This is a genomic window from Yoonia maricola (genome assembly GCF_002797915.1).
Taxonomy (GTDB): domain Bacteria; phylum Pseudomonadota; class Alphaproteobacteria; order Rhodobacterales; family Rhodobacteraceae; genus Yoonia; species Yoonia maricola.
On sequence record NZ_PGTY01000003.1, the window covers coordinates 104,523 to 130,507 of the forward strand.

Below are 25,985 nucleotides of genomic sequence, written 5' to 3' on the forward strand. Positions count from 1 at the left end.
ACTCTATGTCAGTCACCCCACCCCCCGGCGATCGGATCGCCAAAGTTCTGTCTCGCGCAGGGATTGCCAGCCGCCGCGAAGCCGAGCGGATGATCGAAGACGGACGCGTGAGCGTGAATGGCAAGACCATCACCAGCCCTGCACTGAACGTGACTGCTGATGACAGGGTTGTCGTGGATGGCAAGCAAGTCGGCGAGCCCGAACCGCCGCGGATTTGGCTTTATCACAAGCCTGCGGGGCTCGTGACAACCGAGCGGGATGAGAAGGACCGCCCTACCGTTTTTGCGTCGCTGCCGGAAAACATGCCACGCGTGATGTCGGTCGGACGCCTTGACCTGAACTCCGAAGGTTTGCTTTTGCTGACCAACGACGGTGAGGTGAAACGCAAGCTGGAGCTGCCCTCAACCGGCTGGCTGCGCCGCTACCGTGTGCGTATCAATGGGTCTGTTAGCGAGGCTAAACTGGATGAATTGCGTGCGGGCATCGAGGTGGAGGGTATCCGATATCAACCCATGGTCGTCACTTTTGACCGCCAACAAGGGGCCAATGCCTGGCTGACCGTCAGCCTGCGTGAAGGCAAGAACCGCGAAATCCGCCGCGCGATGGGGGAAATCGGGGTCACTGTGAACCGCTTGATCCGGGTAAGCTATGGCCCGTTCCAATTGGCGGCTCTGAAACAGGGCGAAGTGGAAGAACTGAAACAACGTGTTGTGCGTGATCAACTCGGTATTTCCGGCAAACCGACGCCAAAACGGGTCAGAAAGCCAGTTAATCGCCCCACAAAGGGGAAAAAGCGGTCCAGTTGAACCTTGTTCTGCCTCATGCGTTGTGCATGGTGTGACATAATAATAATCTACCGGGGGACATTGCTTTGGCCGACTTGCTAACGCTCGAAAACGCTATCAACCTGATCATGCTGTGCTTTTTGCAAGCAGTATTGGGCTTCGACAACCTGCTTTACATCTCGATTGAGAGTAAACGCGCACCTGTCGCACAACAAAAATCTGTGCGCACATGGGGTATTATCATCGCCGTCGCCCTGCGGGTTGTGCTGCTTTTTACCATGATTCAGCTGATTGATGCGTTGTCGGAGCCGTTCTTTATTCTAGATTGGGAAGGCGTGATTGAGGGCGGCGTGAACTTTGCCACCATCGTCTTTGTCTTTGGTGGGGCCTTCATCATGTACACAGCCGTCAAGGAAATCGGGCATATGCTGTCGATGGATGATCTGGGCCATGATGTCGAAGGCAAAGGGTCCAAATCCGCAGTGCAGGTGGTTGTCTTGATCGTTGTAATGAACCTGATCTTTTCTTTCGACTCTGTGCTTTCTGCCCTGGCGATTACCGACGTATTCCCAATCCTTGCTTTTGCGATCATCCTGTCAGGTCTGGCGATGCTCTTGCTTGCTGACGGAGTGACCCGTTTCTTGGAAAAGAACCGGATGTATGAGGTTCTGGGCCTTTTCATCCTGCTGATCGTTGGTGTTGTTCTGCTGGGCGAAGCTGGCCCAGCTGCGGCCCACGCGATGCATGATGACAGCCTGCAAATCATGGTCTTTGGTCAGGATATCATCCCGATGTCGAAATCCACATTCTATTTCTCTGTGGTGGTGCTGGTTGCTGTTGAAGTGATCCAATCCGGCTATCGTCGAAAACTGGATGCAGAGCGTGCAGCATTGCAGAAACACTCGTAAATTCACCACCTCCACCCTATCTGAAACAGGAAAGAAACTGGCGGAGTAAACAAAAATGGTGCGATTGATCCTTGTTGTGGCCTTTGTCGCAGTGGTTGCAGTTGTTACCATTGTGGCGCTGGGAACCATCATGGCCATCAGCGCAACGACCGCTGGAAAGGACAGTGACGATATGCCTGCGAAATTTCGACGGATCACCTATGTGTTGCTGGTTGTTCTGCTGTTTGGTGTGACAACCGGCTGGCTGGGGGGCGTTTGATGGCTAAGCGCTTTGGTGGCAAATTCAGCCCCGACGGGCAGCCGTCCTCTGGTCCGCGTGATACCGTGCAAATTGACCAACGGGTCGCGGTGTCCGGTGGTCGCGTCAAATTGCTATATGTGCCTGCGATTATTCTGGCGGCCACATCGCTGAATGAAGGGCCTGTCACGTTGGTCACAGCCCTTGTCGGCGCAGCGATCCTCACCCTTGCTGCATGGCTGTTGCAAGAAGGGCTGGAGGCTGAGGCCGCTTACAACGCACGTAAAGTCGCACGCCGCCCTGCCCTGCCGCGCAAAATGCTGGCTTCGATGCTGACCGGCGTTGGCGTCGCGATTGCGGCCTATACCGGGGATAGCGGCACCATAGGCTCTGTCCTTTATGGCATTGCGGCGGCGGGCCTGCATACTGCCACCTTCGGCATCGATCCAATGGCCGACAAGCGCATGGAAGGTATCGACACTTTCCAACAAGACCGCGTCGCCCGTGTTGTGGACGAAGCCGAAGCCTATCTGGATGTGATGAAATCGCAGATTGAGGCGGTGTCTGACCGCCGCCTCACCGCCCGGGTTGAGGATTTCCAGATTATCGCCCGCCGCATGATCCGCACGGTCGAAGAAGACCCCCGCGATCTGACTGGTGCCCGCAAATTTTTGGGCGTCTATCTGATGGGCGCACGCGATGCGACGATCAAATTTGTTGATCTGTATAGCCGCAAAAAGGACGCTGATGTGCGGGCGAATTACGAAGCGCTTTTGGGCGATCTGGAACAGAACTTTGCCGCCCGTACCGATAAGATGCTGTTGGATGACCGCAGCGATATGGATATTGAAATCAACGTACTCCGTGACCGCCTTCAGCGCGAAGGTGTGAACCTGAAAACGAAAGGGAACGAATAATGTCAGACACCGTCCGCCAAAAGGCCGAAGCGGCCCTTGCCGAGGTCGAAAAAGTGACCGCAGTCGTCCTGCCCGAACCCAAAGGGGAATTGGTGACGCTAGAGGCGGCCGATCCGCCCACAAGCGCCGAGATTGAAAAGCGTGTGGCTGAGATTAACATCGAAGACACCAATTCCATCGTTTCTTTCGGCTCATCTGCTCAGGCGGAATTGCAAGAAATAAGCCAGTCGATGCTGGCCGGTGTGCGCAACAAAGATGTCGGCCCTGCCGGCGATAGCTTGCGTAATATCGTCACCACGATCCGTGGCTTTTCAATCTCCGAATTGGATGTGCGTCGTGAGCGTAGTTGGTGGGAACGTCTTTTGGGACGTGCCGCACCTATGGCGAAATTCGCGGCCCGTTTCGAAGAAGTCCAAGGCCAGATTGATCACATCACCGATGATCTGCTCAAACATGAGCATGTGTTGTTGAAAGATATCGAAAGCCTTGATGTGCTCTATGACAAGACCCTGCAATTCTATGACGAACTAGGCCTCTATATTGCCGCGGGTGAGGCCAAGATCGCTGATCTGGATGCCACAACGATCCCTGCAAAAGAGGCCGAGGTGCAGGCCGCACCCGAAGATCAGGCCGTAATGAAAGCGCAGGAACTGCGCGATATCCGGTCGGCCCGTGATGATCTGGAACGCCGGGTGCATGATCTGAAACTGACGCGTCAGGTAACGATGCAATCGCTGCCTTCCATCCGTCTGGTGCAGGAAAACGACAAATCATTGGTCACCAAGATCAATTCGACCTTGGTGAACACCGTGCCTTTGTGGGAAACCCAACTGGCGCAGGCCGTCACGATCCAGCGTTCATCCGAGGCAGCAGAGGCTGTCCGCGATGCGAATGACCTTACAAATGAGCTGCTCAAGGCCAACGCTGAAAACCTGCGCTCTGCGAATAAGACCATCCGCGAGGAGATGGAGCGTGGCGTCTTCGACATCAACGCAGTGAAAGAGGCGAACGCCAACCTGATCGCCACCATCAACGAAAGCCTTGAGATCGCTGACGAAGGTAAGCGCAAGCGCGCTGAGGCCGAAGTTGAACTGCAAAAGATGGAACAAGAGTTGAAGGAAACGCTTGCTTCAGCCAAGGCGCGCGGCACAGGTACGGGCGATACTATTGGCACTGCTGCAGGCGCTGACTAACGCATGGGGATTGGGGGCAAGACAAAGCATGTTCTCATGCTCGCCCTTGCGGCGGCTCTGATGGGTTGTGAGCTAACAACGCCACCTGTCGCCCCCCCAGAACCGCCACCTGTCGAGGCGTCCGAACCACCGACAGAGCCAATAGTCACCCCACCCAGTCAGGCCAGCCGCGACCTTGCGACATACTATACGCGCCTGCAAAACGACCTGCTTGCGCAGGGTCTGCTGCGGGGCGACGGCGGCGGGCCTGACACGCCGTTCACCGACACGCAACTGGCCCGCAACTTTGTGCGCATCGCCTTGTTTAACGAATATCGCGACGATAGCGATTTCCAACGCCCGCAGGCGACCGTGTCAAAGCTGCGACGCTGGACCGGTCCGATCCGCATGTCGGTGGAGTTTGGCGATACGGTGCCACTGGCCCAGCGCGACGCTGATCTGGCGAGTGTCAGCGCCTATGCCGCCCGCCTTGGCCGGGCAACGGGGGTGCCGATCACAATCACAGACCAAAATCCCAACTTCCGCGTGTTGTTTCTGGGCGAGGATGACCGTCGCACATATGCACCCCGCTTGCGCGCACTCATCCCAAGCATTTCGGATGCGACGGTGCGCACATTCGTCAACCTGCCCCGCGATCAGCTTTGCGTCGTGATCGGCACCTTCGCGCCGGGTCAGTCAAGCTATGTCAAAGCCGTCGCCATGATCCGTGCCGAACACCCCACTTTGATGCGCAGCGCTTGCGTGCATGAAGAACTGGCGCAAGGTATGGGGCTTGCCAACGACAGCCCCGGCGCGCGCCCTTCCATCTTTAACGACGATGAGGAATTCGCACTGCTCACCACCCATGATGAGTTGTTATTGCGGATGCTCTACGATCCACGCTTGCAAACGGGGATGGAGCCTGCGGTGGCCGCCCCGATTGCACGCCAGATTGCGCGTGAGTATCTTGAGACTGGATCAAGCTAGTGCAGAACACGGGCGGAACTTGACCATTGAGGCGAAACCCAATGCCGCAATATCCTTTTGAGTACTGCATTCATTGCAAGCGCAATACGGCTGGCCGCCTATCGTTTCTGTTCGATAACCTGGGTGATGACTTGCTTATCATCCTCGTCGCCTTCGCACTTGTGCTGGAAACCCCCATCTGGGGTGCCATTGGAATTTCCCTGCTGCACATCTCTTTTTGGATGATCTACGAAGTTGGCTATTACGAGAACGATCTGATCTCTGCCACAATAGAATCCGAATGCAGGACACCGCCGCGATTTGCTGCGTTGCGTGACAAATTCTCTGAACCGGTTTCTTGGGTCTATGCAGCGGTTTTTGGCGCCGGGGGCATCTGGGCGATCAGCCAAGCAGCTGATTGGCATTTTATGGGCATGCAGACCTCAGGTATCCTAATGGCCACCGTCATTTGGGTGACTGTGTTGATCGCGCTGCGGCTGACATATTGGGCCTATAGCCGGATTGACAAGGTGTCGCGAGTGTTTCTGTATCTTCCGCTGCAAGTACTTAAATACGGGTTCCCTATCGGGTTTGTCTCACTGACGCCGGCAGGTGCCGCCCTATTACTTGCGCAAATCCTGCGGCGTTGGGTGCCTTATATGGTCTACCGTTACACCGGCGTCCTGCACAGTGGGTTGCCTATCCGCGCCCTGCGCCTTGTGATCTTTGTGACGGGGTGGCTATTGCTACTCCCATCAAACTTCGCGGATCCTGCGCATTATATTATAGGCTTCACCGCCATAGTGTTACTGGCAGTTCGCGCGTTCTCGCAGTTCAAGGTCGTCGTCAAAGATGCCAAAAGCGTACAAGCGGATACTTGGGCATCAAAGAATAGTTGAATGGATACCCTTTCAGGGTTGATCTGGGATGTGTACAAACATGGGCAAATAGATCAACCTTGCGACCCACTCCATCTAAGACCACATCTGCCGTCAAACCTTAAGAGAAGTAGTAAACATGGGCATTTTCGATTTTCTGACCGGTGAATTCATCGACGTCATCCATTGGACCGATAACACGCATGACACGATGGTCTGGCGATTTGAGCGTGAAGGCCACGAGATCAAATATGGCGCCAAGCTGACCGTGCGCGAAGGTCAGGCGGCGGTATTTGTGCATGAAGGGCAACTGGCCGATGTCTTTACCCCCGGCCTTTACATGTTGGAAACCAACAACATGCCAATCATGACGACCCTGCAGCACTGGGACCATGGTTTCCAAAGCCCTTTTAAATCTGAGATTTACTACGTCAACACGACCCGGTTTTCGAACCTCAAGTGGGGCACCAAGAACCCCATCATGGTGCGTGATCCCGAATTCGGTCCCACGCGTCTGCGCGCCTTTGGGACCTATACGGTCAAGGTCGCGGACCCTGCGGTATTCCTGCGTGAGATTGTGGGCACGGACGGCGAATTTACGATGGATGAGATCAGCTATCAGATCCGCAATATCATCGTACAGGAATTCAGCCGCGTGATCGCACAGTCCGGCATTCCGGTGCTGGATATGGCGGCGAATACGTCTGATCTGGGCAAGCTGATCGCGTCGGCTATTGATCCGACGATGAAGCAATATGGGCTGACGATCCCAGAGCTTTATATCGAAAACATTAGCCTGCCGCCTGCGGTGGAAGAGGCGTTGGACAAGCGCACATCCATGGGCCTCGCGGGGGATTTGGGCAAATTTACACAATACTCTGCCGCTGAAGCGATGACCGCTGCCGCTGACAACCCTGCGGGTGGTGGTATGGCTGCCGGTATGGGTGCTGGAATGGGCATGGCGATGGGCAATATGATGATGAACCCAGGTCCTTGGGGACAGCAGCAACCTGCCGCAGCGACGCCGCCACCACCACCGGTTGAGCACGTCTGGCATGTGGCCAAAGACGGCGAAGTTACCGGTCCGTTCTCAAAGGCGGCGATGGGCCGCATGGTCACCGAAGGCAAGCTGGACCGCGATAGTATGGTCTGGACCCAAGGCCAGGACGGTTGGATGGCTGCGAGTGAGGTGACGGAACTTGCCCAACTGTTCACCATCATGCCACCACCACCCCCCGGCACATGACACGGCGCAGACTGACAATTCTGCTGCATTGGTCGACGCTGATGCTGGTACTGGCTATGGTCAAAGGTGGCACGTCAGAAGCTTGGGTCCGTTGGGTCTTTGTGCTGGGCGGCGCGGTCTGGGTTGGCATGGCGCTTGCCAAAGGCATGATGTGCAAACCGGGACCGAAGCTGATCGGTACACTGCGCACGGCCTATCCGTGGATGCATCGCGGCATGTACGCAGTTCTGGCGGGGACCGTTGCGTTGAACGCCGCAGCCCTTGTTGGATGGATGCCGCACGATACAGGCTGGGTTGCGCTACTTGTTCTGCTTGCCGCTGGCACCATGCATGGCTTGTTTCACTTTTGGCGGCATAATGTCCTGTTTGACGGCGCGCTGCGCGTGATGATGCCGCGCTTTATGCATAAGATACTTTAGATGGCTGATGGGCAGAACGAACACCGCTTTCCCTGTGATACCTGCGGGTCGGATTTGCGGTTTGATCCAGGCGATCATCACCTGACTTGCGACCACTGCGGCAATGTACAGGCGATCGAGGGCGCAGGACCATGGCAAGGCAGCATTGTCGAGCTTGATTTTCAGCGCGCGGTGCAACAGAGGCTGGCCGACGAAGACATCGAAGAAACCCGCGTCAACGCCTGCCCCAACTGCGGCGCACAGACAGAGTTTGATCCTGACATTCACGCCGCCGAATGCCCGTTTTGCGCGACGCCGGTTGTTACTGACACAGGCACGCATCGGCATATCAAACCGCGCGGCTTGCTGCCTTTCGCACTGGAAGAAGGGCAGGCCCATGATGCGATGGCAGCATGGCTGGGCGGCTTATGGTTCGCGCCAAATGGGCTGACTGATTATGCCCGCAAAGGACGTAAGATGAACGGCATCTATGTCCCGTACTGGACCTTCGATGCCGATACCAAAAGCCGCTACACCGGCCAGCGCGGCACGCATTACTATGTGACCAAAACCGTCGTCCGCGACGGCAAGCGCCGCAACGTACGGGTGCGCAAGACACGCTGGCGGCCTGCCTCTGGCCGGGTAGCGCGGTTCTTTGATGATGTGCTGGTGCTTGCTTCACGTTCGTTGCCGAAGACATACACGGATGGCTTGGAACCTTGGGATCTGTCCGCGCTGGAGCCTTACAACCCCGAATACCTTGCCGGGTTTCGGGCCGAGGGGTATCAGGTGGAACTGGCCGACGGATTTACGGAGGCCCGCGCCTATATGGACCGGATGATCCAACGGGATGTGAAATACGACATTGGCGGTGACGCGCAGCGGGTGCATTCGGTGGATACGGACGTGCGGGATGTGACCTTCAAACATGTCCTGCTGCCTATCTGGTTGGCCGCTTACAAATACCGCGGCGAGACCTATCGTTTCGTTGTGAACGGGCGGACGGGCCGGGTGCAGGGAGAGCGACCATATTCGGCGTGGAAGATTGCTTTTGCGGTGACCCTTGGACTAATCCTTGCGCTTGGCGTTGGATTTGTTATCGCTAACAGCCAGTAAAACTGGAAGGTGCCCCGATGATCCTGTGCTGTGGTGAAGCCCTGATTGATATGTTGCCGCGCGAGACGACGGCAGGTGAAAACGCCTTTGCGCCGCATGCCGGTGGATCGGTGTTTAACACGGCCGTGGCTTTGGGGCGGCTGGACGCCCCTGTACAATTCTTCTCTGGCCTCTCGTCGGATCTGTTTGGGGACGTCCTGCGCGCACAGCTGACCGCATCGCAGGTCGATAGCAGCCCTGCTGCGATCTCCGACCGGCCAACAACCCTTGCCTTTGTCACACTCACAGACGGGCATGCATCCTATGCCTTCTATGATGAAAACACCGCCGGGCGGATGTTGTCCGAGGCGGATTTGCCCGAAACACAAGCTGATGCCCTGTTCTTTGGGGGGATCAGCCTTGTGGTTGAACCATGCGGTGCTGCCTATGAGGCGATGATGCTGCGCGAAGCGCCACAGCGGCTGACGATGATTGATCCCAATATCCGCCCTTCCTTCATTACAGATGAAGATGCCTATCGCGCCCGGCTGACGCGCATGTTGGGGGTAGCTGATATTATCAAAACCTCTGATGAGGATCTGGAATGGATTGTTGGTAACACCGATGCAAAGGCCCTGCTGGACAGCACAGGGGCACAGGTTGTCTTGCTCACCCGCGGCGGCGAAGGCGTGAGCATCGTGACAGCAAACGGCACCTATGATGAACCCGCCCAAAAGGCCGAAGTTGTTGATACGGTCGGCGCGGGCGACACGTTTAGTGCAGGGTTCATGGCGCAATTGCATGCCAGCGGGCATCTGACGAAAGATGGCATCACACATGCCGGCGAGGACGGTTTGCGTGCTGCTGCTGCCTTTGGGGCCAAGGTCGCGGCAATCACGGTCAGCCGTGCGGGGGCTAACCCACCCTGGGCCTCCGAATTATGAGAGCGCTGATTCAGCGCGTCACTGAGGCCTCGGTCCGGGTGGATGGCGATGTGATCGGCGAAATCGGCAAGGGACTGTTGATCCTTGTCTGCGCGATGGAAGGCGATGACCCGGCCACGCCCAAAGCCTTGGCAGCAAAAATCACTAAGTTGCGGATCTTCCCCGATGACGCGGGCAAAATGAACACATCACTGCTGGATGTGGGCGGCGCGGCCTTGATCGTAAGCCAGTTCACACTGGCCGCCGACACGTCGCGCGGGAACAGGCCCGGATTTTCAACAGCGGCAAGGCCCGATATCGGACGCGCGCTTTATGAACAATTCATCACGGATATGGGGGATTTGGGGATTACAACTGCCACCGGATCATTCGGCGCCGACATGGCTGTAAGCCTGACAAACGACGGACCGGTGACAATTTGGCTGGATGTGTAGGGTGGGTGAAACCCGCTAGCACTGCTTGCCGACGACCAACACCCAATACGGGCCCTTGGGGCCTTCGGTGATACCGACGCCAAACTCTTCAATGCGTGGATGCAGCATATTGCGACGGTGGCCGGGGGAATTTAGCCAGCCATTTACAATCTGTTCAGAGCGGGGATACCCCCAAGCCAGGTTTTCCGCCACGATACAATCATCATAACCTGCAGCCTGCACGCGCGACTGGGGGCGCGAACCATCTGTGCCGCGGTGATCGAAGAAACCATTCACGCCCATATCACAGGCATGCACCATAGCGGCTTGGCCAAGCTTGCGGTTGAAACGCAAGGGTGCTTCACCATTCGCGCGGCGGCTTTGGTTCAGACCGGCTGCAATCTCTGTTGCAAGTTGGTTCACATTTGTTGGTGCCACGCAGGTGGCTGCAGCGGCAGTTGTTCCAACAAAAGCAAAGGCCACAGCTGCCGCAAAGCTTGCAAAGCGATTCATTTGGTCTGTCCCGTCCCGAATTACATCTAAGGTAGATTTGTCATATGATGAGGGCAACGCTAAGGCGGTGCTGCGGCATCCGGGCGGCAATTACGTGCCGAATACGTCGAAAATATAACAAAGCCGTTGCAACAGGCAAGGTGGATCATGATCCACCTTACAAATCGATCCCTTGCATCATAACACCACAGCCTTGCCCTAGAAATCTGTCGGCGCGCCGCCCTCTGCCTTGCGCCGAGCCACAAAATCTTTGAGCTCCTCCTTCACAGCCACACCCATGGGTGGTTCTTCAAACTGTGCGATAATATCCTTGAACGTCCGATGCGCCCGCTCTGCCGTCCAGATACCACCTGCCGCTTCCCAAGCCTCAAAGTTGCGCCAATCCGACACGAAGGGCTGATAGAACGCCTCTTCATAGCGCTTTTGGGTGTGTTCGATCCCAAAGAAATGCCCGTTGGGGCCTACCTCTTTGATCGCCTCAATCGCGATATCGTTTGGACCTGTCGCCACAATCTGCGGTTCCATATACCGCTGGATCATCTGGATCACTTCGCAGTCCATCACAAACTTCTCAGGCGAAGCGATCAGCCCACCTTCTAGCCAACCCGCCGCATGATAGACCACATTCGTTCCTGACTGCACCGCAGACCACAGCGAATTCGATGTCTCCCACATGGCCTGCCCATCGGGTACATTGGCGGCACACACACCCGACGCCCGCATCGGCAGCCCATAGAACCGGGCCATCTGACCGGTTATCTGGGTCGCCCGCATATATTCAGGCGTCCCAAAAGCAGGCGCGCCGGATTTCATATCGACGTTGCTGGTGAACGTTCCGATCACGCAAGGTGCGCCGGGGCGTACATATTGGAACAGCGCAATCGCGCTGATCGCCTCGGCAATCGACAGGGTTACCGCACCCGTCATTGTGACCGGTGCCATCGCCCCCGCCAAGGTGAACGGCGTCACAATCACCGCCTGCCCCCGGCGCACGCAACGCAGGCAGCCATCGATCATGGGGACATCGTGCTTGAGTGGCGAGGTTGAGTTGATGTTGGTATACATATGGGGTTTGGATGCGAAGTCTTCTTCACTCAGCCCCCCTGCGATTTTGACCATCTCCATCACGTCTTCAACACGTTCCTTGCCCAGTGAATAGGCATGGGCCACTTTGTCAGTCAGCGTCATCTTGTCGTAGACAACATCCAGATGACGTACCGAGGCATGCACATCAACCGGTTCCACCGGATAGCCACCTGCGAAATGGATACAGTTGAAATATTGCGTTAACCGCAGCAGATTGGCGCATTGTGCGCGACTGCCCGAGACCTTTTTGCCGATCTCAAGATCATAGTAATTCGGCGGCGATGAAACATTCCCGAACAGGATATGCTTGCCCCCCATCGCGATTTTCTTATCTGGATTGCGCGGCGTGATGTCGAATTGCTCAGGCGCATGGCCCAGCATTTCCATGACCCAATCACGGCCCATCCGCACATTGGTGCCATTGACGGTGCAGCCTGCCTCTTTGAAGATCGCAAGGGCCTCTTCGTTGAGGAATTCAATCCCGATCTCTTCGAGAATACGCATCGCCCCATCATGGATCGCCTGTACGCCGTCTGCGCCCAAAGGCTCTGTCGGGCGATCTGTATTGACGGGGACACGCCATGGCATCTGTTCAATCGCGGCAGTCCCCCGCCTGTGCGCCGCCCCTGCGCGCCCACCGCCACGCCTGCGTGGTTTGTTGCCATCTGCCATGGGTCCATTCCTCGTTTATCGAGGATCAGCATTGCAAAGCACGGTGGCAGGTGATGACGGAAAACCGACACATGGTGTCGGTTTCAATGCGCAAATAGATTTTCTGCTATCAGCCAGTCCGGTATCGCCCCGATATCTGGCAAGACAACATCCGCGAAAGGAGCAAGTTCAGCCGTTGCGGCAGGCCCGGTCAAAACCCCGACTGTGCGCATCCCTGCCGCCTGCCCCGCACGCAAATCATGCGTGCTGTCACCCACCATCAGGCAATGCGCCGGCTCCAGCCCGGTCTGCGCGCAAAAGATCTGGAGCTGGCCGGGGGCCGGTTTGCCCCCGTACCCGCTATCATAGCCTGCAATAAAATCGAAATGCGCCGTCACGCCCGCCCGGTCCAAATGTGCGCGGGCCGGTGCCTCGGCGTCATTGGTGGCGATGCCCAGACGTAGGCCCAAGGCGCGTAGGCCCGTGAAATATGTTTGCAGCGGTACAACTTCAATCTGGGGGACCTCCGCTGCGGCCGCATTCATGCGCGACAGCAAAGCACCCGTCTCCACCTCAGGCAGAACCGATTGGATCATGTCTGCCAGTTCTCCGGCGGTCGACGCAATCACCATACTATCGGGACGGAATGTCGCCGTCGCCGCGTCATAGCCCAAAACATCCGCCAACCGTTCAAACAAAACCGGATCGCCGCCGGTCTCGGCCTCCAACATCTGCCGGGTCCATGCCCCCCATGTTGCGTCGTAATCAAATAACGTCCCGTCCTTGTCGAAGATAATGCCTTTGATCATCTGCCTGTTACACCTTGTTGCGCATTTTCGGGGGCCTGACCTGCCCGGCTGTATCAATAGCCCAAGACATCCGGGTCACTGCCCCAAATCTCATGTCCAATGGACGCTTTCTGCACCCGGCAGGGCATAGCGGGCGCGCAAGGGCTGATCATATCCCAGCCCAATACTGTCGCAAAATGCGACAACCCAGGCGTCGTCCATCGTAATGAACTCCAGTACGGCGGCTTGAAAGGCTAGATCGGTGGCGCGGTCACGCAGATCATCGACTGAACCGCCCGAAGCCCCCAGAAAAATGGGGTATAATTCATCGTTTGCGGCCAGCCATGCCAAGCCCTGAAGGGCAATTACCTCGGCCTGTTCTTGTTGCATTCATCTTCCTTACGTTGGCGGAAACCGTTTCTTAACCATTAGCCCGGACATTGATGGCATGGAATCGAGCCATGGGCTCTGAGATAGGGGCAAGAAATGCCGGGCCGGGTACTGATCATAGACACTGTTGCGACAAACAGGATCGTGTTGAAAGTAAAAATGTTAGCGGCGCAATTCGCCGTAGATGCTTGTGCGAGCAAGAAAGAGGCATTGCGCATCATCGACGAAAACCGCCCAGATCTCATTTTAATGAACCTGTCAGACGATGTTCTGGACCAACACAGCCTTTGTCATGATCTGCGCCGTGCACGAGACACAGCAACAATTTCGATCATTGCGGTGGGCGTGGCAGATACCTCGAGGGCGCGGTTTGCGGCACTTGATGCCGGTGCGGATGATGTGCTGCCTTATCCGGTGAATGATGCGCTGTTGCTGGCTCGTATCCGCAGCATGTTGCGGGTGCGTAGCACCAGTGAAGAATTGCAATTGCGCGAAGGGACCAGCCGGGCGCTGGGGTTCGAAGAGAATCGCACTGACTTTGACGGGGCCGCGAAGGTCGCCGTACTGGCTGCCAGTGGGTCAACAAGCGATGGCCTGAAAACCGCGCTGCAAGAAGGGCTGCACAGCACCATTCATAGCTTGAGCCCATGTGATGCGTTGCAGTCACAAGATACACAGACATTACACGATTTATTTGTTGTTGATGCGAGCGACACGGACGTCGGGCAAGGCGGGCTTTTCGGGTTGGTCTCCGACTTGCGGGCGCGGGCGCAAACGCGGTTGGCAATGCAATTGGTCGTGGTCCCCAGCGACAAACCGGAAATTGCGGCGATGTTTCTTGATCTGGGCGCCGATGACGTGATGCCCAACACCGGTGACACTGCAGAAATCACCCTGCGGGCGAAGCGCCTCATCGCGCGCAAGCGCAAACATGACAAACTGCGCGACACCGTGCGCAATGGCCTGAATGCAGCCGTCACCGACCCGCTCACTGGTCTTTTCAACCGCCGTTACGTGGAACCGCACCTTGCTCGTCTGGCCGAACAGTCCCGCAAATCAAAGCGCGAGTTGGCCGTTATGATGATTGATATCGATCATTTCAAAGCTGTGAATGACACCCATGGTCATGCAGCAGGTGACCGGGTTTTGGTGGAACTGGCAGACCGCTTGCGCGAAAATCTACGCGCGGTGGATCTTGTTGCGCGCATGGGGGGCGAAGAATTCCTGGTCGCTATGCCCGGCACATCGGTCATTGATGCGCGGCTGGCGGCAGATCGGTTACGCGCATTGGTGAATACAACGCCTTTTGAATTGGGCGATGATCTGCCCGCCATCAAGATGACCGTTTCAGTTGGGGTGGCTGTCAGTGGGCAAACAAAGACCGAGACGATCGCCGTGAACAAGATGTGCGATCAGGCGGATCGGGCACTTTACGCCGCCAAATCCGCTGGCCGTGACCAAGTCGCGATGAGTAAATCAGCCGCCTGAATTACGTTCGCGCGACGGCTTTTCTTTGGAAAGTTCTTCCATCAGCTGATCTGCGAAGGCTTGTCTACGCTCTGGCGTCATGCGCACAATCTGCTCAAGCGCTGCCGTCTGTGCCACAGCGCGAAAAGCGGCCATCTGCGCTGTTTGTTCATCCAACAGTGCGCGGAATGCATCAGGATCAAATGGCTCTTCGCGCAATGTCGCAACCATTTGGTTGGCGCTACTGCGCAAATCAAGGTCGCGCAAGTTGCGGTCTTCGCGCAAACGGCGCCCAATACGGTGGCGCTCCTCTGGTTCAAGTGCCTGCGACACCGGACCCAGACCCAGACTGAAACTGCGCGGCGGCCCATCGCCCAGCCGTCCAGATGTTGCCAAGCCGATAACCAAACCGACAACGGCAAGGTTCAGCGCCAATGAAATCACCAGCACAGATCGCCAAAGCCGACTAGGGCGTACTGCGCTTTGTTTCTCTTCAGCCATCAGGCAATGCCCCTTCATCAAGCATCAGATCCGCAGAGAACAGACTGACATGCACCTCATCACCGATCCAGGACGCGGTCATATCCTCGACCGAGGATGGTGGGGCAATACCAACCCAGATCCCGGCAACGGTCGCCGCCGCTAACCCACTGATCGCAGGCCATCCGCCCACGGCCTCCAACAATCGTGGCCACAGTCCTTTTTGCGAGGTGGTGGCGGCAGTGACAACACCCGGCTGTATCGCATCGGCATCCGCGAGCACGCGCGCCACCAGATCATCGCCCGGCACCGGTTTTTCACCACGCGCCATCGCAAAAAGATCGTCTAGCATGTCATCATGCGGGTTCATCATCATACCCCAGTTCTGCCTTCCGCCCTGCCATGATATCGGCAAGGGCCCGTTTCCCGCGTGCTGTCAAACTTTCCACGGACCGCACGCTAATGTCCATGATTTGCGCAATCTCGGGGTTAGATAACCCCTCGAGGTGTCGCAGCGACACCGCTTGCGCTTGCCGTTCCGGCAATTCCGCCAAAGCATCCGACAGCGCGGTCATACGCGCTTTTGTCTGCATCTGCGCCGCGACGCTGGGCGTTGTATCCAAAGGCTCTGCTACCTGGTCGAGCGACACCCCGCCGCGCCGTTTGCGCAGCCGGTCGGTACAAAGATTGGACACGACACGGTAAAGCCAGGTAGTCACCTGCGCCTCGCCGCTGCGCCAGTCGGGTGCGATTTTCCACAAGCGCATCATCGCATCTTGGGCAACGTCCTCGGCTTCTGTCCGGGTGCCCAGCATCCGGGTGGCCTGCGCAAGAATGCGCGGCAAAAGGCGCGCGGTCAAAAGCCGTGCCGCATGCCCATCGCCATTGGCGTATGCGACCAAGAGCGCCTCGTCCGGGGCGCCCGCGAAAGGATCTAGCGATGCGTTCATGTGTGGTATTGCTAGCCAACTTCAGCCTGAGTGGCAATTGGCAGGGGGTTGAGGCGCCCCCTGCCAACTGCTGCTTAGCCCCGGTCGCGGGGGCCAGAGCCACGGCGCTCACCGTCACGTTCGCCCATGCGCTCTTGCGCCTGAGTGAACTCTTCAGCAGAAATTGAGCCATCACCATCCGCGTCTACCCGGTCAAATATCCGTGCAGCGCGGCGTTCTTGCCGTGTTGGCATTTCGTCTTCCTGCAATAGACCATCACCATTGTCGTCAAAACGTTCAATCATGGTGGTTGCACGCTCTTCGGCACGGGCATTCGCTTGCGCGGTCATTTCTTCAACCGACAATGCGCCGTCGCCGTCCGTATCCAGATCAGCAAAGCGCGCCTCACCACGGCTTTGCATCTCATCCAGCGTCAAAGCACCGTCACCGTTCAGGTCGAGCGTTTCAAAATCTGGTCGTTCGCGCTCTTGTTGCGCCTGCACTGCTCCGGATGTCATCACGAGGCCTGAAAGAAGCGCTACCATCAAAATCTTGGTCTTCATTGTTGTTTCCTTATCCAGTTTTTCACAGCGTTTGTGCGCTGCTTACCCTCCTTCAACGCGCATGTTTTGCAGTTCCGTCGTTGGGTCTGTGAAATTTTAGGTTGACGCCAAGGCATGCACCCCCTTTTCAAAGGAACGCCAATGGGGCATGTGAAGAGCATCAGGATGGAGCACGCCTATGTCCAACGCTGAAGCGCATATCGATGATCGCCCGACCAAACCTGCCATGCTGCGTGGCTTGCGCTGCAAATGCCCTAGCTGTGGTGAGGGCCGTCTTTTTGTCAAATATCTCAAGGTCGCCGATACCTGCCCTTCGTGCGATGAAGAACTGTTCCATCACCGCGCTGACGATGGCCCTGCCTATCTGACAATCCTGCTGGTCGGTCACATCCTTGGCTTTGTCATCCACTTTATGTGGGTCCAGTTCCGACCAGAACCCTGGGTCATGGCCACGTCCCTGACCATCGGAGCGGTCGCACTCTCGCTCTATCTTTTGCCGCGCATGAAGGGCATGGTTGTTGCCATTCAATGGGCGCGCCGGATGCATGGGTTCGGCCACAACGGTTGAGGACGAACCGATCGACAAATCCGCGATCAGAGATGCCGCGACGATTATCGTGCTGCGCGATCACGACAAGCGACCGGCCGTCCTGATGGGGCAGCGCGGTGCCTCTGCCGCGTTTCTGCCCGGCAAATTCGTATTTCCTGGTGGTGCCGTGGACGCCAATGACGCAACAGTTCCCGCAACCGCACTTACTGATCTGGATACAGCACGCCTTGCCAGCGAAAGCCGCCTTTCGGCAAGCGCGCTTGCTGCGGCTGCCATACGCGAGCTTTGGGAAGAAACCGGACAGATTCTTGGTCATCCGGGCGATTGGCGTGACCCGCCCCAAGGCTGGCGCGGTTTCGCAGCGACCGGTCATATCCCCAATGCCGCTGCGTTGCAGGTGTTCTTTCGCGCTGTCACCCCCGCAGGCCGCCCGCGCCGCTTTGATGCACGGTTCTTTCTTACTGACGCTGCACAATTGCGGACCGACCCTGATGATTTCTCGAATGCCGAGGATGAGTTAGCACATCTGCAATGGGTCCCACTGGCAGAGGCGCGCAGCTACGATCTGCCCTTCATCACCCAAATCGTGCTGGCCGAATTGATCAGCCACATCAAACGTGGCGGTCCGCCCGCCAACGTGCCGTTCTTTCGCAATGACGATGAGGCGCATCTGGTCAGCCGCTTGGATGGCCGCAGCCCGCTTTAAAGCAGCAGGACCAGCATGATGATACTGACCGTCAACAAACCCAAGCCCTGCCATTCGCGCACTGTTACTTTTTCACCAAACACGAATGCCCCGACCATCAGCGAAAACAGCAGTTCAATCTGCCCAACCGCATTGACATAAGCCGCGTTTTGCAAAGTGAACGCGGTGAACCAGCAGATCGACCCGATCATGCTGGTGATACCCACCAGCCCCGCCACGCGCCACGACGCCAGCACGCGGGCAATCTCGCCTCGTTCGCGCCATGCCAGCCACAGCGCCATCGCAAGTGTCTGAAAAGCCGTGACCAGTGCCAGCGTGATGATTGCCCTGTAAAACACATCGCCATCGGCCAATGACAGTGATGCCCCGCGATAGCCGTTTCCTGAAATGCCAAACAGCATACCCGCCCCAAGCCCCAGTGCAGTGGCGCGGTTAAAGATACGTTGGTGCCAAGGGCCAACACCCCCCGGCGGATCCGACAGAAGCAAGACCCCCGCCAGCCCGATCAACATTGCAAGGACTGTCAGCGTGGTGAAAGTATCGCCCAGAATAAGGAAGCCAAAAAGCGCGCTAAGCAGCACTTCGGTCTTTTTGAACGTGATCCCAACGGCAAAGTTGCGGTGGCTGAACAGTGCGACCACACACATCGTCGCCAAAATTTGCGACGTGCCGCCCGCAATCGCATAAGGCCAGAACGCCGGTGGGATATAGGGCATCCCTTGCCCTGAAATGTTTGCATATGTGATCGCGATAACTGCGACCAAAGGTGACGAATAGATAAACCGCGCAAAGGTGGCCCCTGCCGTCGAAAGCGCCATGCCCTTCAACCGCTTTTGCAGCATGAACCGCAGGGTCTGGGCGGTGGCAGCGCCAATGGTGATGGGGATCCAGAGTTCCATTCGTCCCCTATGCCCACAAAATGCTACCGCCGCCAGAGCGGGTGTGCGACCGGGTCTTTGGCTGTCCACAGGTACCGGCCAATCACCTCACGATAGGACGTAAAGTAATAACCACCATTGCGCCGCAGATAATGATCTTTTCGCGATCTGTAGAGCGCAGGCAGATCATACCACGCGACGCGGGGATGCATGTGGTGAACGACATGCAGGTTATTGTTGAGAAAGAGAAAAGCAAAGATGCCACCTTTCTCAACAATCACGCTGCGTCCACTGGCGCGTTCATGCGCTTGGTGCTCAAGGAAGGTGCGCAGTTTCAGGACCGACATGCCAAGATAGGCGGCGACGACGTAAGCCCAAAGCGGCATGGGTGACAACCAGACAAGGGCCAATACCACTGTGACCGCCGGCAGATGGATCAGCCATCCGCGCATCAACGCAGCGTCGCGTTTACGCCACTCACTGACCGCAAAGGCAATAGTACCAATCAACGGCCCCAGCGTCAGCCGCCCGGCGATGGTGTTGTTGGTATGCAAGATGATTTGCAATGGCCGTGGCAAGCGTTCCCACAGACCCATATCCAGATAGTTGCTTTCCGGATCGTCAAAGGGATCAGTAATGACTTCATCATGGTGGTGCGCAAGGTGGGTTGCCTTGTAGCGGGTATAGGGGATGAACAGGGTCAAAGGTGGCCAGATGATCAGATCATTCAGCCATGCCCGCGCGAATGGATGGCCGTGAATAACCTCGTGCTGCAACGACGCATGCAACGCGATCGTCAAGGCCGCGATTGGAATGCCGCTCCAGAATGGCAGGATCCACAAAGCCAAGGCCCATAGGGCGTAACACGCAATGATCAGTAGTATCGTTGGCCACTCCGTCTTTGTGCGGGGGCGTTCTGTTCTCTGTTCCATATGGCAGAAATTATGCGACCCAGCATGGGTCAACCATTCTGAGAGTAGTTCACAAAACCATCAAAACGTGATTAATTTCTGCTATGCTGATAATTATGGACAAACGAGAGCGGGCCGCAGTCTTTCGCAACCGCCTGCAAGCAGGGATGGCGCAAACGGGCATCACCCAAAGCGCATTGGCCAGACAAGCAGGTGTTGACCGTTCAACCCTGTCGCAACTGATCAAGGATGACGGTGCGCGTCTGCCCAACGGCCAGCTTGTCGCCGCCTCTGCGGCGGTGCTTGGGGTCAGCGCCGACTGGCTTCTTGGTCTGTCGGACAGGCCGGAACAGGCCGAGGATTTGGTGGCAAGCGCCATTTCCATGACTCAAGCCCCCCGCGCGCTGGTCGATGAGAAGATATTTGCGTGGCATCAAGAGGCGGAAGGCTACAAAATCCGCCATGTCCCGGCGGGCCTGCCTGATATGCTAAAGACTGACGACATCCTGCGCTGGGAATATGCACCCTCACTCGGCAAAACGACCGAGCAGGCGATGGGGGCCAGTAATGACCGTCTGGAATGGATGCGCCGCGCGCGGTCCGATTATGAAATCGCGATCCCGCTGTCCGAGATTGAAAGCTTTGCGCGTGGCGATGGCTATTACCGCGATCTCTCGTCTGATTTGCGCAAACCCCAGCTTGAGAAATTTCGCGATCTGCACGCGCAGCTCTATCCCGCACTGCGGCTGCATCTTTTTGACCAGCGCAAACTTTATTCGGCGCCTGTCACTGTCTTCGGCCCACTATTGGCTGTCATCTATATCGGGCAAAACTATCTGGTCTTCCGCGATACGGAACGGGTCGCCGCCATTACGGGCCATTTCGACGAATTGGTGCGTACCGCCAGCGTTAGCCAGCGCGATATCGGCACATACTTCGACCAGCTCATCGCGACAATGGGCTAGCCCCGCACACCCACGGCTTTTCCGGCACCTTCGGGCGTCGGCAAAGCTGCGTGTGCCTCAGCCACTTTCGCCAGTGTTGCCGCCAATGCAGGTGCCGGTTCGGACGCTTTACGCGTTTCAAGGCTGACGTGGATCAGCATATGTTCACCTGTCGCCAATGCGCGGTCGCCAGTGAACATGCGGTGGAACAGATGCATCTTCTTGCCCGCACCATGCAACACCTGCGTTTCAATCCGGATCAGCGCCCCGGCATGCACCTCATCAAGATGGCAGATATGGGTTTCGGCGGTAAAATAACTGCCACCTGTGGCGATGTAATCCGCATCACACCCAACCAGCAGCATCATCCGGTCGGTCGCATCGCCAAAGGCCTGTAGATACCGTGCTTCGTTCATATGCCCGTTGTAGTCGGTCCAATCCAGCGGCACAGCGCGTTCCACCGTCACAATCGGCGCGCTTAGGTCATCCGGCAGCTTAACCGCACCCTCAACGCGGCGGTCTTGTTCATTGAGCAGCTTGCCCGCCCCCCAATCCTGCGCCTTCAGCCCGCGCAGGATGGAAACAAGATTATCGTCGCGCGCCCGTTCCAGCGCGCGGATCGTGTATTGGCCCGATTGTGCATCAGACTGATCAGCCACGGCATCAATCAACCCATCTGTCAGCTCTGGCACGTCCATCAGCTTGGTCCATGGCCATTCCAGGCACGGGCCGAACTGTTCAATAAAGTGACGCATCCCCGCCTCACCACCCGCGATACGGTAGGTTTCAAACAACCCCATCTGCGCCCAGCGCAGACCAAAGCCATAACGGATCGCATTATCGATCTCCTCCGTCGTGGCGATACCATCGTTTATGAGCCAAAGCGCCTCGCGCCAGACGGCCTCTAATAACCGATCCGCAATATGTGCGTCGATTTCGGCGCGCACATGCAATGGATGCATCCCGATGCTGGTGAGGATATCCTTGGCGCGCTGGGTGATTTCTGGGGCGGTCTTTGGGCTGGGAACCAGTTCGACCAAGGGCAACAGATAGACAGGATTAAACGGGTGAGCGACGACGATCTGTTCGGGGCGCATCGCACCGTTTTGCAACTCAGACGGTTTAAAGCCACTGGTGGAGGATCCGATCACGGCATCAGGCGGGCAATGTTCCTGCAACGTCTGATAAGTCTTGTGCTTGATCTCCAACCGCTCTGGCACGCTTTCCTGTATCCACGCGACATCGGCCACTGCAGCAGGGATAGTATTATGAAAGCTCAGACGCCCCTCTGGCGGCAAGGCCACATCTGACAAACCGGGTAGCGCCCGGCGGGCATTGTCCAACACAGCGGCAATCTTGCGCGCGGCTTCTGGATCAGGGTCAAAGACCCGCACATCCCAGCCCATCAGCAACAACCGCGCGGCCCAACCGCCGCCAATCACGCCACCGCCAATGATAGCTGCGGTTTGCGCTGTCATGGCCTAGCCTGCCGGTTGAAAATCGGGATGGTCAAATTCATCTGCCGGAACAGGCTCGCGGCGAATGGATGGATCACAAGCCACCATCGCGGTGTTGCTGTCGCGGATGATCAAGCCACCGCGCGCGCGGCAATCCTCAAAGGACATGCGCCCACCGATCACCATGAACTCACGCATACCCGCACCACCGCCACCGGCAAAAGTGCCGCCTTCACAAGCGGCCAAGGCTATCACACTGCCCAAAATCAAACGTCTCATCACTTAAAACTCCTTAAGTCGGCTGAGATCATAGCCGTTGAATGCCAAAACATCACGCGCGGCCTGCAACCTGTCGGCGCGAATGTCCGGGGTGCGGTTCAAAATCCAGCCTGAACGCCCGTTTGGTGCGCCCACGACAGCGGTGCGGTAATCCTCATCCGTCCAAAGCACCCAATAGTCAGCGGCCACAAATGGCACGGATGGAAAGCGGACCTTCAGCCGCCCCGGCCCCACGATTTCGGCAGTACCGGCGATCCGCGATGTTTCTTGCCCCGCCTCATCACGACAGATGTTGAGGACCGAAAGCAAACCATCTTCGCGCAATCCATATTCGGCGGTGACCCCCACGCAGCCGTCCTGAAACGGAACCGGGTAGCGGGAAACCTCGTGCCAGACGCCCAAATAGCGCTCAGGTTCAAACACGGCCTTTGAAGCGATAGGCACTTCGGTATCACGGTAGACCGAGAACAGGCCACCGCTGTCCTGTGCTGCACAGCCTGCGAGCAGAAGGGTCAAAGCCAATGCCCTCATGCCGATACCGAGGCACGCTTGGTCAGGCCCAGCTTGGCGCGCACCTCGGCAGGGCCGATCACCTTGGCGCCAAGATTTTCGATGATGCCTGCCGCCCGCTCAACCAGTTGCGCATTTGTAGCCAGTACTCCGCGATCCAGCATCAGGTTATCTTCCAACCCCACACGGACATTCCCACCCGCCAGAACGGATGCCGCGACATACGGCATCTGGCTGCGCCCCAAACCAAAGGCCGAGAAGGTCCAATCATCCGGCACGTTGTTCACCATTGCCAGAAAGGTGTTCAGATCATCAGGCGCACCCCATGGCACACCCATGCAAAGCTGCACCAGCGCAGGGCTGTCCAGCACGCCGTCTTTGACCAACTGCTTGGCGTACCACAGGTGGCCAGTGTCAAAGGCCTCAATCTCTGGCTTCACGCCAAGATCCGTCATCATTTGCCCCATGGCCACCAGCATACCGGGGGTATTGGTCATCACGTAATCGGCTTCGGCAAAATTCATCGTGCCACAATCAAGGGTGCAAATTTCCGGCAGACATGCTGCGATATGGGCCACGCGTTCGCTGGCACCAACCATATCGGTCCCGGCAATCGTTGGCAGCGGAGCTTCCGTACCACCAAAAACGATGTCACCGCCCATACCGGCAGTCAGGTTTAGAACCACATCAACCTCTGTATCGCGAATACGGTCAGTCACCTCACGATAGAGCGCCAGGTCGCGCGACGGCACGCCGGTGTCGGGATCACGGACGTGGCAATGCACAACAGCAGCACCCGCCTTGGCCGCATCAATCGCACTTTCGGCAATCTGCCGGGGTGAGCGGGGCACATGGGGGCTGCGATCCTGGGTCGCGCCAGAACCGGTGACGGCACAGGTGATAAAGACCTCGCGGTTCATCTCAAGTGGCATCGGTCGTCTCCCTGTCCGTGTTGCCGGGACATTTGCCGATATGCCCGCTACTGACAAGACGGAATTCTTGACAGCGGGTATCATTTGCGGGCATCCACCTGTTCATGAACGGAACGCCACATCTTACAGCGGTCTATTTTACCAGCGCCATATGACGGCGGCTGGGCTTTTTTGACGACATCTGAAACCAACAGCCGCCCGCAGGGGTGAATGATCAGTTGCGCGCCCTTGCGGGCCCATCGCAAGGATACGACCCATGCTGGACATATCAACCGTAACCCCAAAAGACATCCCCGCGCTTTTGCGGATGATCCGAAAACTTTGCACCTTTCATGGCGATAGCTGCCAGATGGGGCTTGCGGATACGCAGGCACAGTTCATCGACGGCCCATTGGTGGCATTCCTTGCGCGGCAAAAGGGGCAGCCAGTGGGCTATGCCGTGGTTGAGCGGCATTGGCGGCCGATGTATGCGGGCGATCTTTATGACATCGCGCACCTTTTCGTGGAAGAGCCCGCGCGCGGACGCGGGATCGGCAAGGCGCTGGTGGCTAAATGCCGGTCCTTTGCGAGCGCGCAGGGGGCGTGTCGGTTGGTGATCGGCACATCCCCGGTCAATCCGGGGGCCGTCGCCGCCTACCGCGCGATGGGGCTGGAAGAAATCGAAGCCACGTCAGGACCGCGGTTTATGATCGCTTTGTAAGCGCCAGGTAAGGTGGATTGAAAATCCACCTTACCTCATCAATAGGGCATCGGATGTTGCTGATGCACCGCATCAATCTCGGCTATCAGCGCATCTGACAATACGACATCCTTACCAGACAAGATCCGCGTGAGCTGATCCGCCGTTGTCGCCCCAAAGATGGCAGATACGGCAAAGGGCCGCGTCCGTTGCCATGCCATCGCCATATGCAACGGATCCAGCCCATGCTTTGTTGCCAGATCAAGATAGGCCTGCACCGCGGGCCACATTCGATCTGTCACCCGCCCGCCCAGATCACCGTTGATCGAAAGGCGGCTCCCCTCCGGCACTGCGCCATTTTGATATTTCCCGGTCAAGAGACCGCACGCCAACGGGGAAAAGGACAATAGGGTCACATCCTCATTGACCGACATCTCGGCCACATCAGTGTCGCACATGCGGCACAGCAATGAGTATTCATTCTGGACCGAGGCCATACGCGGCAGCCCGGCGGCTTCAGCCTGATCAATCCACTTGGTCATGCCCCACGCGCTTTCATTCGACATACCAATAGCGCGGACTTTGCCCGCTTTGACGGCCTCACCCAGCGCCTCAAGCACGTCCATCATATGATCCATCGTCTGCTGGCGGTTCTGCCCGGATGGATCATAGGTCCAATTCTGTCGGAACATATACGACCCGCGAATGGGCCAATGCATCTGATAAAGGTCAATCACATCCGTTTGTAGCCGCTTAAGCGATGTATCCACCGCCTCGCGGATCACATCCCCATCATAGCCGCGCCCTTCACGCACCCAACCGGGATTGTTGCCGGATACTTTGGTCGCCACCACAATCTCATCCCGGCGCCCGGTCTTTGCGATCCAGTTTCCGATGACCTGCTCGGACAGCCCTACGGTTTCGGCCCGAATGGGGTTCACCGGATACATCTCGGCGGTATCGAGAAAATTGATACCCGCATCCAGCGACATATCAATCTGCCGATGTGCGTCATCCTCCGGCGTTTGATTGCCAAAGGTCATCGTGCCCAGACACCATTCACTGACCATAATATCGGTGCGACCAAGGGGGAGTTGCTTCATTCGTTCTGCCTCAAATTTTCTATTGGGCAGACCCTAATGTGCATATCAGTAACGGCAAGGGCATAACTATCGACATTTTTGACGGGCCGCACCAAGATCAGTTCCATGTTAAAGCGAAACCAATCTGGAGATGTCCATACACGCCTGAACCGTGAAATGTGGCGAATGCGCTTTGGGACTTGGCGCGGCATTGCAGGGAGTACGGTCAT

The 25,985-nt window shown here is 57.2% G+C and carries 32 protein-coding genes; 17 read left to right on the top strand and 15 right to left on the bottom strand.

Annotated features, from left to right (window positions below):
* The first annotated feature begins 5 nt into the window (after nt 1-5).
* The 12 genes from BC777_RS14710 (at nt 6) to dtd (ending at nt 9,981) form a co-directional block, all read left to right on the top strand.
* A complete protein-coding gene (locus BC777_RS14710; protein WP_100368963.1) occupies nt 6-806 on the top strand; it encodes a pseudouridine synthase in 801 nt (266 codons plus the stop codon).
* Between the two features lie 65 nt (nt 807-871).
* On the top strand, nt 872-1,693 hold the full coding sequence (locus BC777_RS14715) for a TerC family protein (protein WP_100368964.1): 822 nt from the start codon (nt 872-874) through the stop codon (nt 1,691-1,693).
* Between the two features lie 55 nt (nt 1,694-1,748).
* Entirely contained in the window at nt 1,749-1,952 is a 204-nt protein-coding gene (locus BC777_RS14720; protein ID WP_100368965.1) for a hypothetical protein, read from the top strand.
* Nucleotides 1,952-2,848 carry a 5-bromo-4-chloroindolyl phosphate hydrolysis family protein gene (locus BC777_RS14725; protein ID WP_100368966.1) on the top strand — a complete coding sequence of 299 codons (897 nt, stop codon included), beginning with the start codon at nt 1,952-1,954 and terminating at the stop codon, nt 2,846-2,848. Before BC777_RS14720 ends, BC777_RS14725 begins: the two co-directional genes overlap by 1 nt.
* Complete coding sequence (locus BC777_RS14730; RefSeq protein ID WP_100368967.1) at nt 2,848-4,041, top strand: toxic anion resistance protein; 1,194 nt, start codon at nt 2,848-2,850, stop codon at nt 4,039-4,041. Before BC777_RS14725 ends, BC777_RS14730 begins: the two co-directional genes overlap by 1 nt.
* 36 nt (nt 4,042-4,077) lie before the next feature.
* Nucleotides 4,078-5,007, top strand: a complete 930-nt coding sequence (locus tag BC777_RS14735; protein ID WP_245834399.1) for a DUF2927 domain-containing protein — start codon at nt 4,078-4,080, stop codon at nt 5,005-5,007.
* Between the two features lie 41 nt (nt 5,008-5,048).
* A complete protein-coding gene (locus BC777_RS14740) occupies nt 5,049-5,885 on the top strand; it encodes a hypothetical protein (protein WP_100368969.1) in 837 nt (278 codons plus the stop codon).
* Between the two features lie 118 nt (nt 5,886-6,003).
* Nucleotides 6,004-7,110: an SPFH domain-containing protein gene (locus BC777_RS14745; protein ID WP_100368970.1), complete on the top strand. Its 1,107-nt coding sequence runs from the start codon at nt 6,004-6,006 to the stop codon at nt 7,108-7,110.
* Nucleotides 7,107-7,529, top strand: a complete 423-nt coding sequence (locus tag BC777_RS14750) for a hypothetical protein (RefSeq protein WP_100368971.1) — start codon at nt 7,107-7,109, stop codon at nt 7,527-7,529. Before BC777_RS14745 ends, BC777_RS14750 begins: the two co-directional genes overlap by 4 nt.
* Nucleotides 7,530-8,624 (top strand): TFIIB-type zinc ribbon-containing protein, encoded by a 1,095-nt coding sequence (locus tag BC777_RS14755; protein WP_100368972.1) that lies wholly within the window; start codon nt 7,530-7,532, stop codon nt 8,622-8,624.
* Between the two features lie 17 nt (nt 8,625-8,641).
* A complete protein-coding gene (locus BC777_RS14760) occupies nt 8,642-9,547 on the top strand; it encodes a carbohydrate kinase family protein (protein WP_100368973.1) in 906 nt (301 codons plus the stop codon).
* Nucleotides 9,544-9,981 (top strand): D-aminoacyl-tRNA deacylase, encoded by a 438-nt coding sequence (dtd, locus tag BC777_RS14765; protein ID WP_100368974.1) that lies wholly within the window; start codon nt 9,544-9,546, stop codon nt 9,979-9,981. Before BC777_RS14760 ends, dtd begins: the two co-directional genes overlap by 4 nt.
* Before the next feature lie 15 nt (nt 9,982-9,996).
* Here the strand turns inward: dtd and BC777_RS14770 are convergent, their stop codons facing one another.
* The 4 genes from BC777_RS14770 to BC777_RS14785 all read right to left on the bottom strand — a co-directional run bounded on the left by BC777_RS14770 (nt 9,997) and on the right by BC777_RS14785 (nt 13,388).
* Nucleotides 9,997-10,473, bottom strand: a complete 477-nt coding sequence (locus BC777_RS14770) for a CAP domain-containing protein (protein ID WP_100368975.1) — start codon at nt 10,471-10,473, stop codon at nt 9,997-9,999.
* Nucleotides 10,474-10,671: 198 nt separating this feature from the next.
* A complete protein-coding gene (locus tag BC777_RS14775; protein ID WP_100368976.1) occupies nt 10,672-12,231 on the bottom strand; it encodes a trimethylamine methyltransferase family protein in 1,560 nt (519 codons plus the stop codon).
* Nucleotides 12,232-12,314: 83 nt separating this feature from the next.
* The gene (locus BC777_RS14780; RefSeq protein WP_100368977.1) at nt 12,315-13,019 is read right to left on the bottom strand and encodes an HAD family hydrolase; all 705 of its coding nucleotides are present in this window, start codon (nt 13,017-13,019) and stop codon (nt 12,315-12,317) included.
* Between the two features lie 90 nt (nt 13,020-13,109).
* Nucleotides 13,110-13,388 (bottom strand): DUF3572 domain-containing protein, encoded by a 279-nt coding sequence (locus BC777_RS14785; RefSeq protein WP_100368978.1) that lies wholly within the window; start codon nt 13,386-13,388, stop codon nt 13,110-13,112.
* A gap of 96 nt (nt 13,389-13,484) precedes the next feature.
* Between BC777_RS14785 and BC777_RS14790 the strand changes: the two genes are divergently transcribed.
* On the top strand, nt 13,485-14,876 hold the full coding sequence (locus tag BC777_RS14790; RefSeq protein WP_100368979.1) for a diguanylate cyclase: 1,392 nt from the start codon (nt 13,485-13,487) through the stop codon (nt 14,874-14,876).
* On the opposite strand, the gene BC777_RS14795 is transcribed toward BC777_RS14790, so the two are convergent.
* The 4 genes from BC777_RS14795 to BC777_RS14810 all read right to left on the bottom strand — a co-directional run bounded on the left by BC777_RS14795 (nt 14,865) and on the right by BC777_RS14810 (nt 16,827).
* Nucleotides 14,865-15,356 carry a periplasmic heavy metal sensor gene (locus BC777_RS14795; protein ID WP_100368980.1) on the bottom strand — a complete coding sequence of 164 codons (492 nt, stop codon included), beginning with the start codon at nt 15,354-15,356 and terminating at the stop codon, nt 14,865-14,867. The genes BC777_RS14790 and BC777_RS14795 overlap by 12 nt on opposite strands.
* Entirely contained in the window at nt 15,349-15,711 is a 363-nt protein-coding gene (locus BC777_RS14800; protein ID WP_100368981.1) for a hypothetical protein, read from the bottom strand. The genes BC777_RS14795 and BC777_RS14800 overlap by 8 nt, the downstream gene beginning before the upstream one ends.
* Nucleotides 15,692-16,285 (bottom strand): RNA polymerase sigma factor, encoded by a 594-nt coding sequence (locus BC777_RS14805; RefSeq protein WP_100368982.1) that lies wholly within the window; start codon nt 16,283-16,285, stop codon nt 15,692-15,694. The genes BC777_RS14800 and BC777_RS14805 overlap by 20 nt, the downstream gene beginning before the upstream one ends.
* 74 nt (nt 16,286-16,359) lie before the next feature.
* A complete protein-coding gene (locus tag BC777_RS14810; protein WP_100368983.1) occupies nt 16,360-16,827 on the bottom strand; it encodes an EF-hand domain-containing protein in 468 nt (155 codons plus the stop codon).
* A gap of 178 nt (nt 16,828-17,005) precedes the next feature.
* Here BC777_RS14810 and BC777_RS14815 point away from each other — a divergent pair, with 178 nt between their 5' ends.
* Together BC777_RS14815 and BC777_RS14820 are read left to right on the top strand one after the other, a co-directional pair.
* Nucleotides 17,006-17,395, top strand: a complete 390-nt coding sequence (locus tag BC777_RS14815) for a DUF983 domain-containing protein (protein WP_100368984.1) — start codon at nt 17,006-17,008, stop codon at nt 17,393-17,395.
* Entirely contained in the window at nt 17,373-18,083 is a 711-nt protein-coding gene (locus BC777_RS14820) for an NUDIX hydrolase (RefSeq protein ID WP_100368985.1), read from the top strand. Before BC777_RS14815 ends, BC777_RS14820 begins: the two co-directional genes overlap by 23 nt.
* On the opposite strand, the gene BC777_RS14825 is transcribed toward BC777_RS14820, so the two are convergent.
* A complete protein-coding gene (locus BC777_RS14825; RefSeq protein ID WP_100368986.1) occupies nt 18,080-18,982 on the bottom strand; it encodes a DMT family transporter in 903 nt (300 codons plus the stop codon). The genes BC777_RS14820 and BC777_RS14825 overlap by 4 nt on opposite strands.
* A 23-nt stretch (nt 18,983-19,005) precedes the next feature.
* Nucleotides 19,006-19,893 (bottom strand): fatty acid desaturase, encoded by an 888-nt coding sequence (locus tag BC777_RS14830; protein ID WP_100368987.1) that lies wholly within the window; start codon nt 19,891-19,893, stop codon nt 19,006-19,008.
* A 95-nt stretch (nt 19,894-19,988) separates the two neighbouring features.
* On the opposite strand from BC777_RS14830, the gene BC777_RS14835 reads away from it, so the two are divergent.
* A complete protein-coding gene (locus BC777_RS14835) occupies nt 19,989-20,837 on the top strand; it encodes a helix-turn-helix domain-containing protein (RefSeq protein ID WP_375342424.1) in 849 nt (282 codons plus the stop codon).
* Here BC777_RS14835 and BC777_RS14840 read toward each other — a convergent pair.
* Genes BC777_RS14840 through bcoG form a run of 4 tightly spaced genes read right to left on the bottom strand, consistent with a single transcriptional unit; the run spans nt 20,834 to nt 23,994 of the window.
* Entirely contained in the window at nt 20,834-22,294 is a 1,461-nt protein-coding gene (locus BC777_RS14840) for a carnitine 3-dehydrogenase (protein WP_100368989.1), read from the bottom strand. The genes BC777_RS14835 and BC777_RS14840 overlap by 4 nt on opposite strands.
* A 3-nt stretch (nt 22,295-22,297) precedes the next feature.
* The gene (locus BC777_RS14845) at nt 22,298-22,552 is read right to left on the bottom strand and encodes a hypothetical protein (protein WP_100368990.1); all 255 of its coding nucleotides are present in this window, start codon (nt 22,550-22,552) and stop codon (nt 22,298-22,300) included.
* Nucleotides 22,553-22,555: 3 nt separating this feature from the next.
* A complete protein-coding gene (locus BC777_RS14850; RefSeq protein WP_245834401.1) occupies nt 22,556-23,068 on the bottom strand; it encodes a lipocalin family protein in 513 nt (170 codons plus the stop codon).
* An 11-nt stretch (nt 23,069-23,079) separates the two neighbouring features.
* Nucleotides 23,080-23,994 (bottom strand): 3-dehydrocarnitine:acetyl-CoA trimethylamine transferase BcoG, encoded by a 915-nt coding sequence (bcoG, locus tag BC777_RS14855; RefSeq protein ID WP_100368992.1) that lies wholly within the window; start codon nt 23,992-23,994, stop codon nt 23,080-23,082.
* A gap of 256 nt (nt 23,995-24,250) precedes the next feature.
* Between bcoG and BC777_RS14860 the strand changes: the two genes are divergently transcribed.
* Nucleotides 24,251-24,694 (top strand): GNAT family N-acetyltransferase, encoded by a 444-nt coding sequence (locus tag BC777_RS14860; protein ID WP_100368993.1) that lies wholly within the window; start codon nt 24,251-24,253, stop codon nt 24,692-24,694.
* Between the two features lie 38 nt (nt 24,695-24,732).
* Here BC777_RS14860 and BC777_RS14865 read toward each other — a convergent pair whose 3' ends face one another.
* Nucleotides 24,733-25,776 (bottom strand): aldo/keto reductase, encoded by a 1,044-nt coding sequence (locus BC777_RS14865; protein ID WP_100368994.1) that lies wholly within the window; start codon nt 25,774-25,776, stop codon nt 24,733-24,735.
* Nucleotides 25,777-25,985 lie beyond the last annotated feature (209 nt).

Bases quoted from the DNA above. Each gene is read 5' to 3' on its own strand.
- BC777_RS14790 (WP_100368979.1), top strand. From the start codon at position 13,485: ATGCCGGGCCGGGTACTGATCATAGACACTGTTGCGACAAACAGGATC.
- BC777_RS14860 (WP_100368993.1), top strand. From the start codon at position 24,251: ATGCTGGACATATCAACCGTAACCCCAAAAGACATCCCCGCGCTTTTG.
- BC777_RS14730 (WP_100368967.1), top strand. From the start codon at position 2,848: ATGTCAGACACCGTCCGCCAAAAGGCCGAAGCGGCCCTTGCCGAGGTC.
- BC777_RS14805 (WP_100368982.1), bottom strand. From the start codon at position 16,285: ATGAACGCATCGCTAGATCCTTTCGCGGGCGCCCCGGACGAGGCGCTC.
- BC777_RS14740 (WP_100368969.1), top strand. From the start codon at position 5,049: ATGCCGCAATATCCTTTTGAGTACTGCATTCATTGCAAGCGCAATACG.
- BC777_RS14710 (WP_100368963.1), top strand. From the start codon at position 6: ATGTCAGTCACCCCACCCCCCGGCGATCGGATCGCCAAAGTTCTGTCT.
- BC777_RS14755 (WP_100368972.1), top strand. From the start codon at position 7,530: ATGGCTGATGGGCAGAACGAACACCGCTTTCCCTGTGATACCTGCGGG.
- dtd (WP_100368974.1), top strand. From the start codon at position 9,544: ATGAGAGCGCTGATTCAGCGCGTCACTGAGGCCTCGGTCCGGGTGGAT.
- BC777_RS14840 (WP_100368989.1), bottom strand. From the start codon at position 22,294: ATGACAGCGCAAACCGCAGCTATCATTGGCGGTGGCGTGATTGGCGGC.
- BC777_RS14825 (WP_100368986.1), bottom strand. From the start codon at position 18,982: ATGGAACTCTGGATCCCCATCACCATTGGCGCTGCCACCGCCCAGACC.
- BC777_RS14810 (WP_100368983.1), bottom strand. From the start codon at position 16,827: ATGAAGACCAAGATTTTGATGGTAGCGCTTCTTTCAGGCCTCGTGATG.
- BC777_RS14835 (WP_375342424.1), top strand. From the start codon at position 19,989: ATGGACAAACGAGAGCGGGCCGCAGTCTTTCGCAACCGCCTGCAAGCA.
- BC777_RS14830 (WP_100368987.1), bottom strand. From the start codon at position 19,893: ATGGAACAGAGAACAGAACGCCCCCGCACAAAGACGGAGTGGCCAACG.
- BC777_RS14815 (WP_100368984.1), top strand. From the start codon at position 17,006: ATGTCCAACGCTGAAGCGCATATCGATGATCGCCCGACCAAACCTGCC.
- BC777_RS14775 (WP_100368976.1), bottom strand. From the start codon at position 12,231: ATGGCAGATGGCAACAAACCACGCAGGCGTGGCGGTGGGCGCGCAGGG.
- BC777_RS14735 (WP_245834399.1), top strand. From the start codon at position 4,078: ATGCTCGCCCTTGCGGCGGCTCTGATGGGTTGTGAGCTAACAACGCCA.
- BC777_RS14785 (WP_100368978.1), bottom strand. From the start codon at position 13,388: ATGCAACAAGAACAGGCCGAGGTAATTGCCCTTCAGGGCTTGGCATGG.
- BC777_RS14720 (WP_100368965.1), top strand. From the start codon at position 1,749: ATGGTGCGATTGATCCTTGTTGTGGCCTTTGTCGCAGTGGTTGCAGTT.
- BC777_RS14865 (WP_100368994.1), bottom strand. From the start codon at position 25,776: ATGAAGCAACTCCCCCTTGGTCGCACCGATATTATGGTCAGTGAATGG.
- BC777_RS14750 (WP_100368971.1), top strand. From the start codon at position 7,107: ATGACACGGCGCAGACTGACAATTCTGCTGCATTGGTCGACGCTGATG.
- BC777_RS14820 (WP_100368985.1), top strand. From the start codon at position 17,373: ATGGGTTCGGCCACAACGGTTGAGGACGAACCGATCGACAAATCCGCG.
- BC777_RS14725 (WP_100368966.1), top strand. From the start codon at position 1,952: ATGGCTAAGCGCTTTGGTGGCAAATTCAGCCCCGACGGGCAGCCGTCC.
- BC777_RS14760 (WP_100368973.1), top strand. From the start codon at position 8,642: ATGATCCTGTGCTGTGGTGAAGCCCTGATTGATATGTTGCCGCGCGAG.
- BC777_RS14780 (WP_100368977.1), bottom strand. From the start codon at position 13,019: ATGATCAAAGGCATTATCTTCGACAAGGACGGGACGTTATTTGATTAC.
- bcoG (WP_100368992.1), bottom strand. From the start codon at position 23,994: ATGCCACTTGAGATGAACCGCGAGGTCTTTATCACCTGTGCCGTCACC.
- BC777_RS14770 (WP_100368975.1), bottom strand. From the start codon at position 10,473: ATGAATCGCTTTGCAAGCTTTGCGGCAGCTGTGGCCTTTGCTTTTGTT.
- BC777_RS14795 (WP_100368980.1), bottom strand. From the start codon at position 15,356: ATGGCTGAAGAGAAACAAAGCGCAGTACGCCCTAGTCGGCTTTGGCGA.
- BC777_RS14745 (WP_100368970.1), top strand. From the start codon at position 6,004: ATGGGCATTTTCGATTTTCTGACCGGTGAATTCATCGACGTCATCCAT.
- BC777_RS14800 (WP_100368981.1), bottom strand. From the start codon at position 15,711: ATGATGATGAACCCGCATGATGACATGCTAGACGATCTTTTTGCGATG.
- BC777_RS14845 (WP_100368990.1), bottom strand. From the start codon at position 22,552: ATGAGACGTTTGATTTTGGGCAGTGTGATAGCCTTGGCCGCTTGTGAA.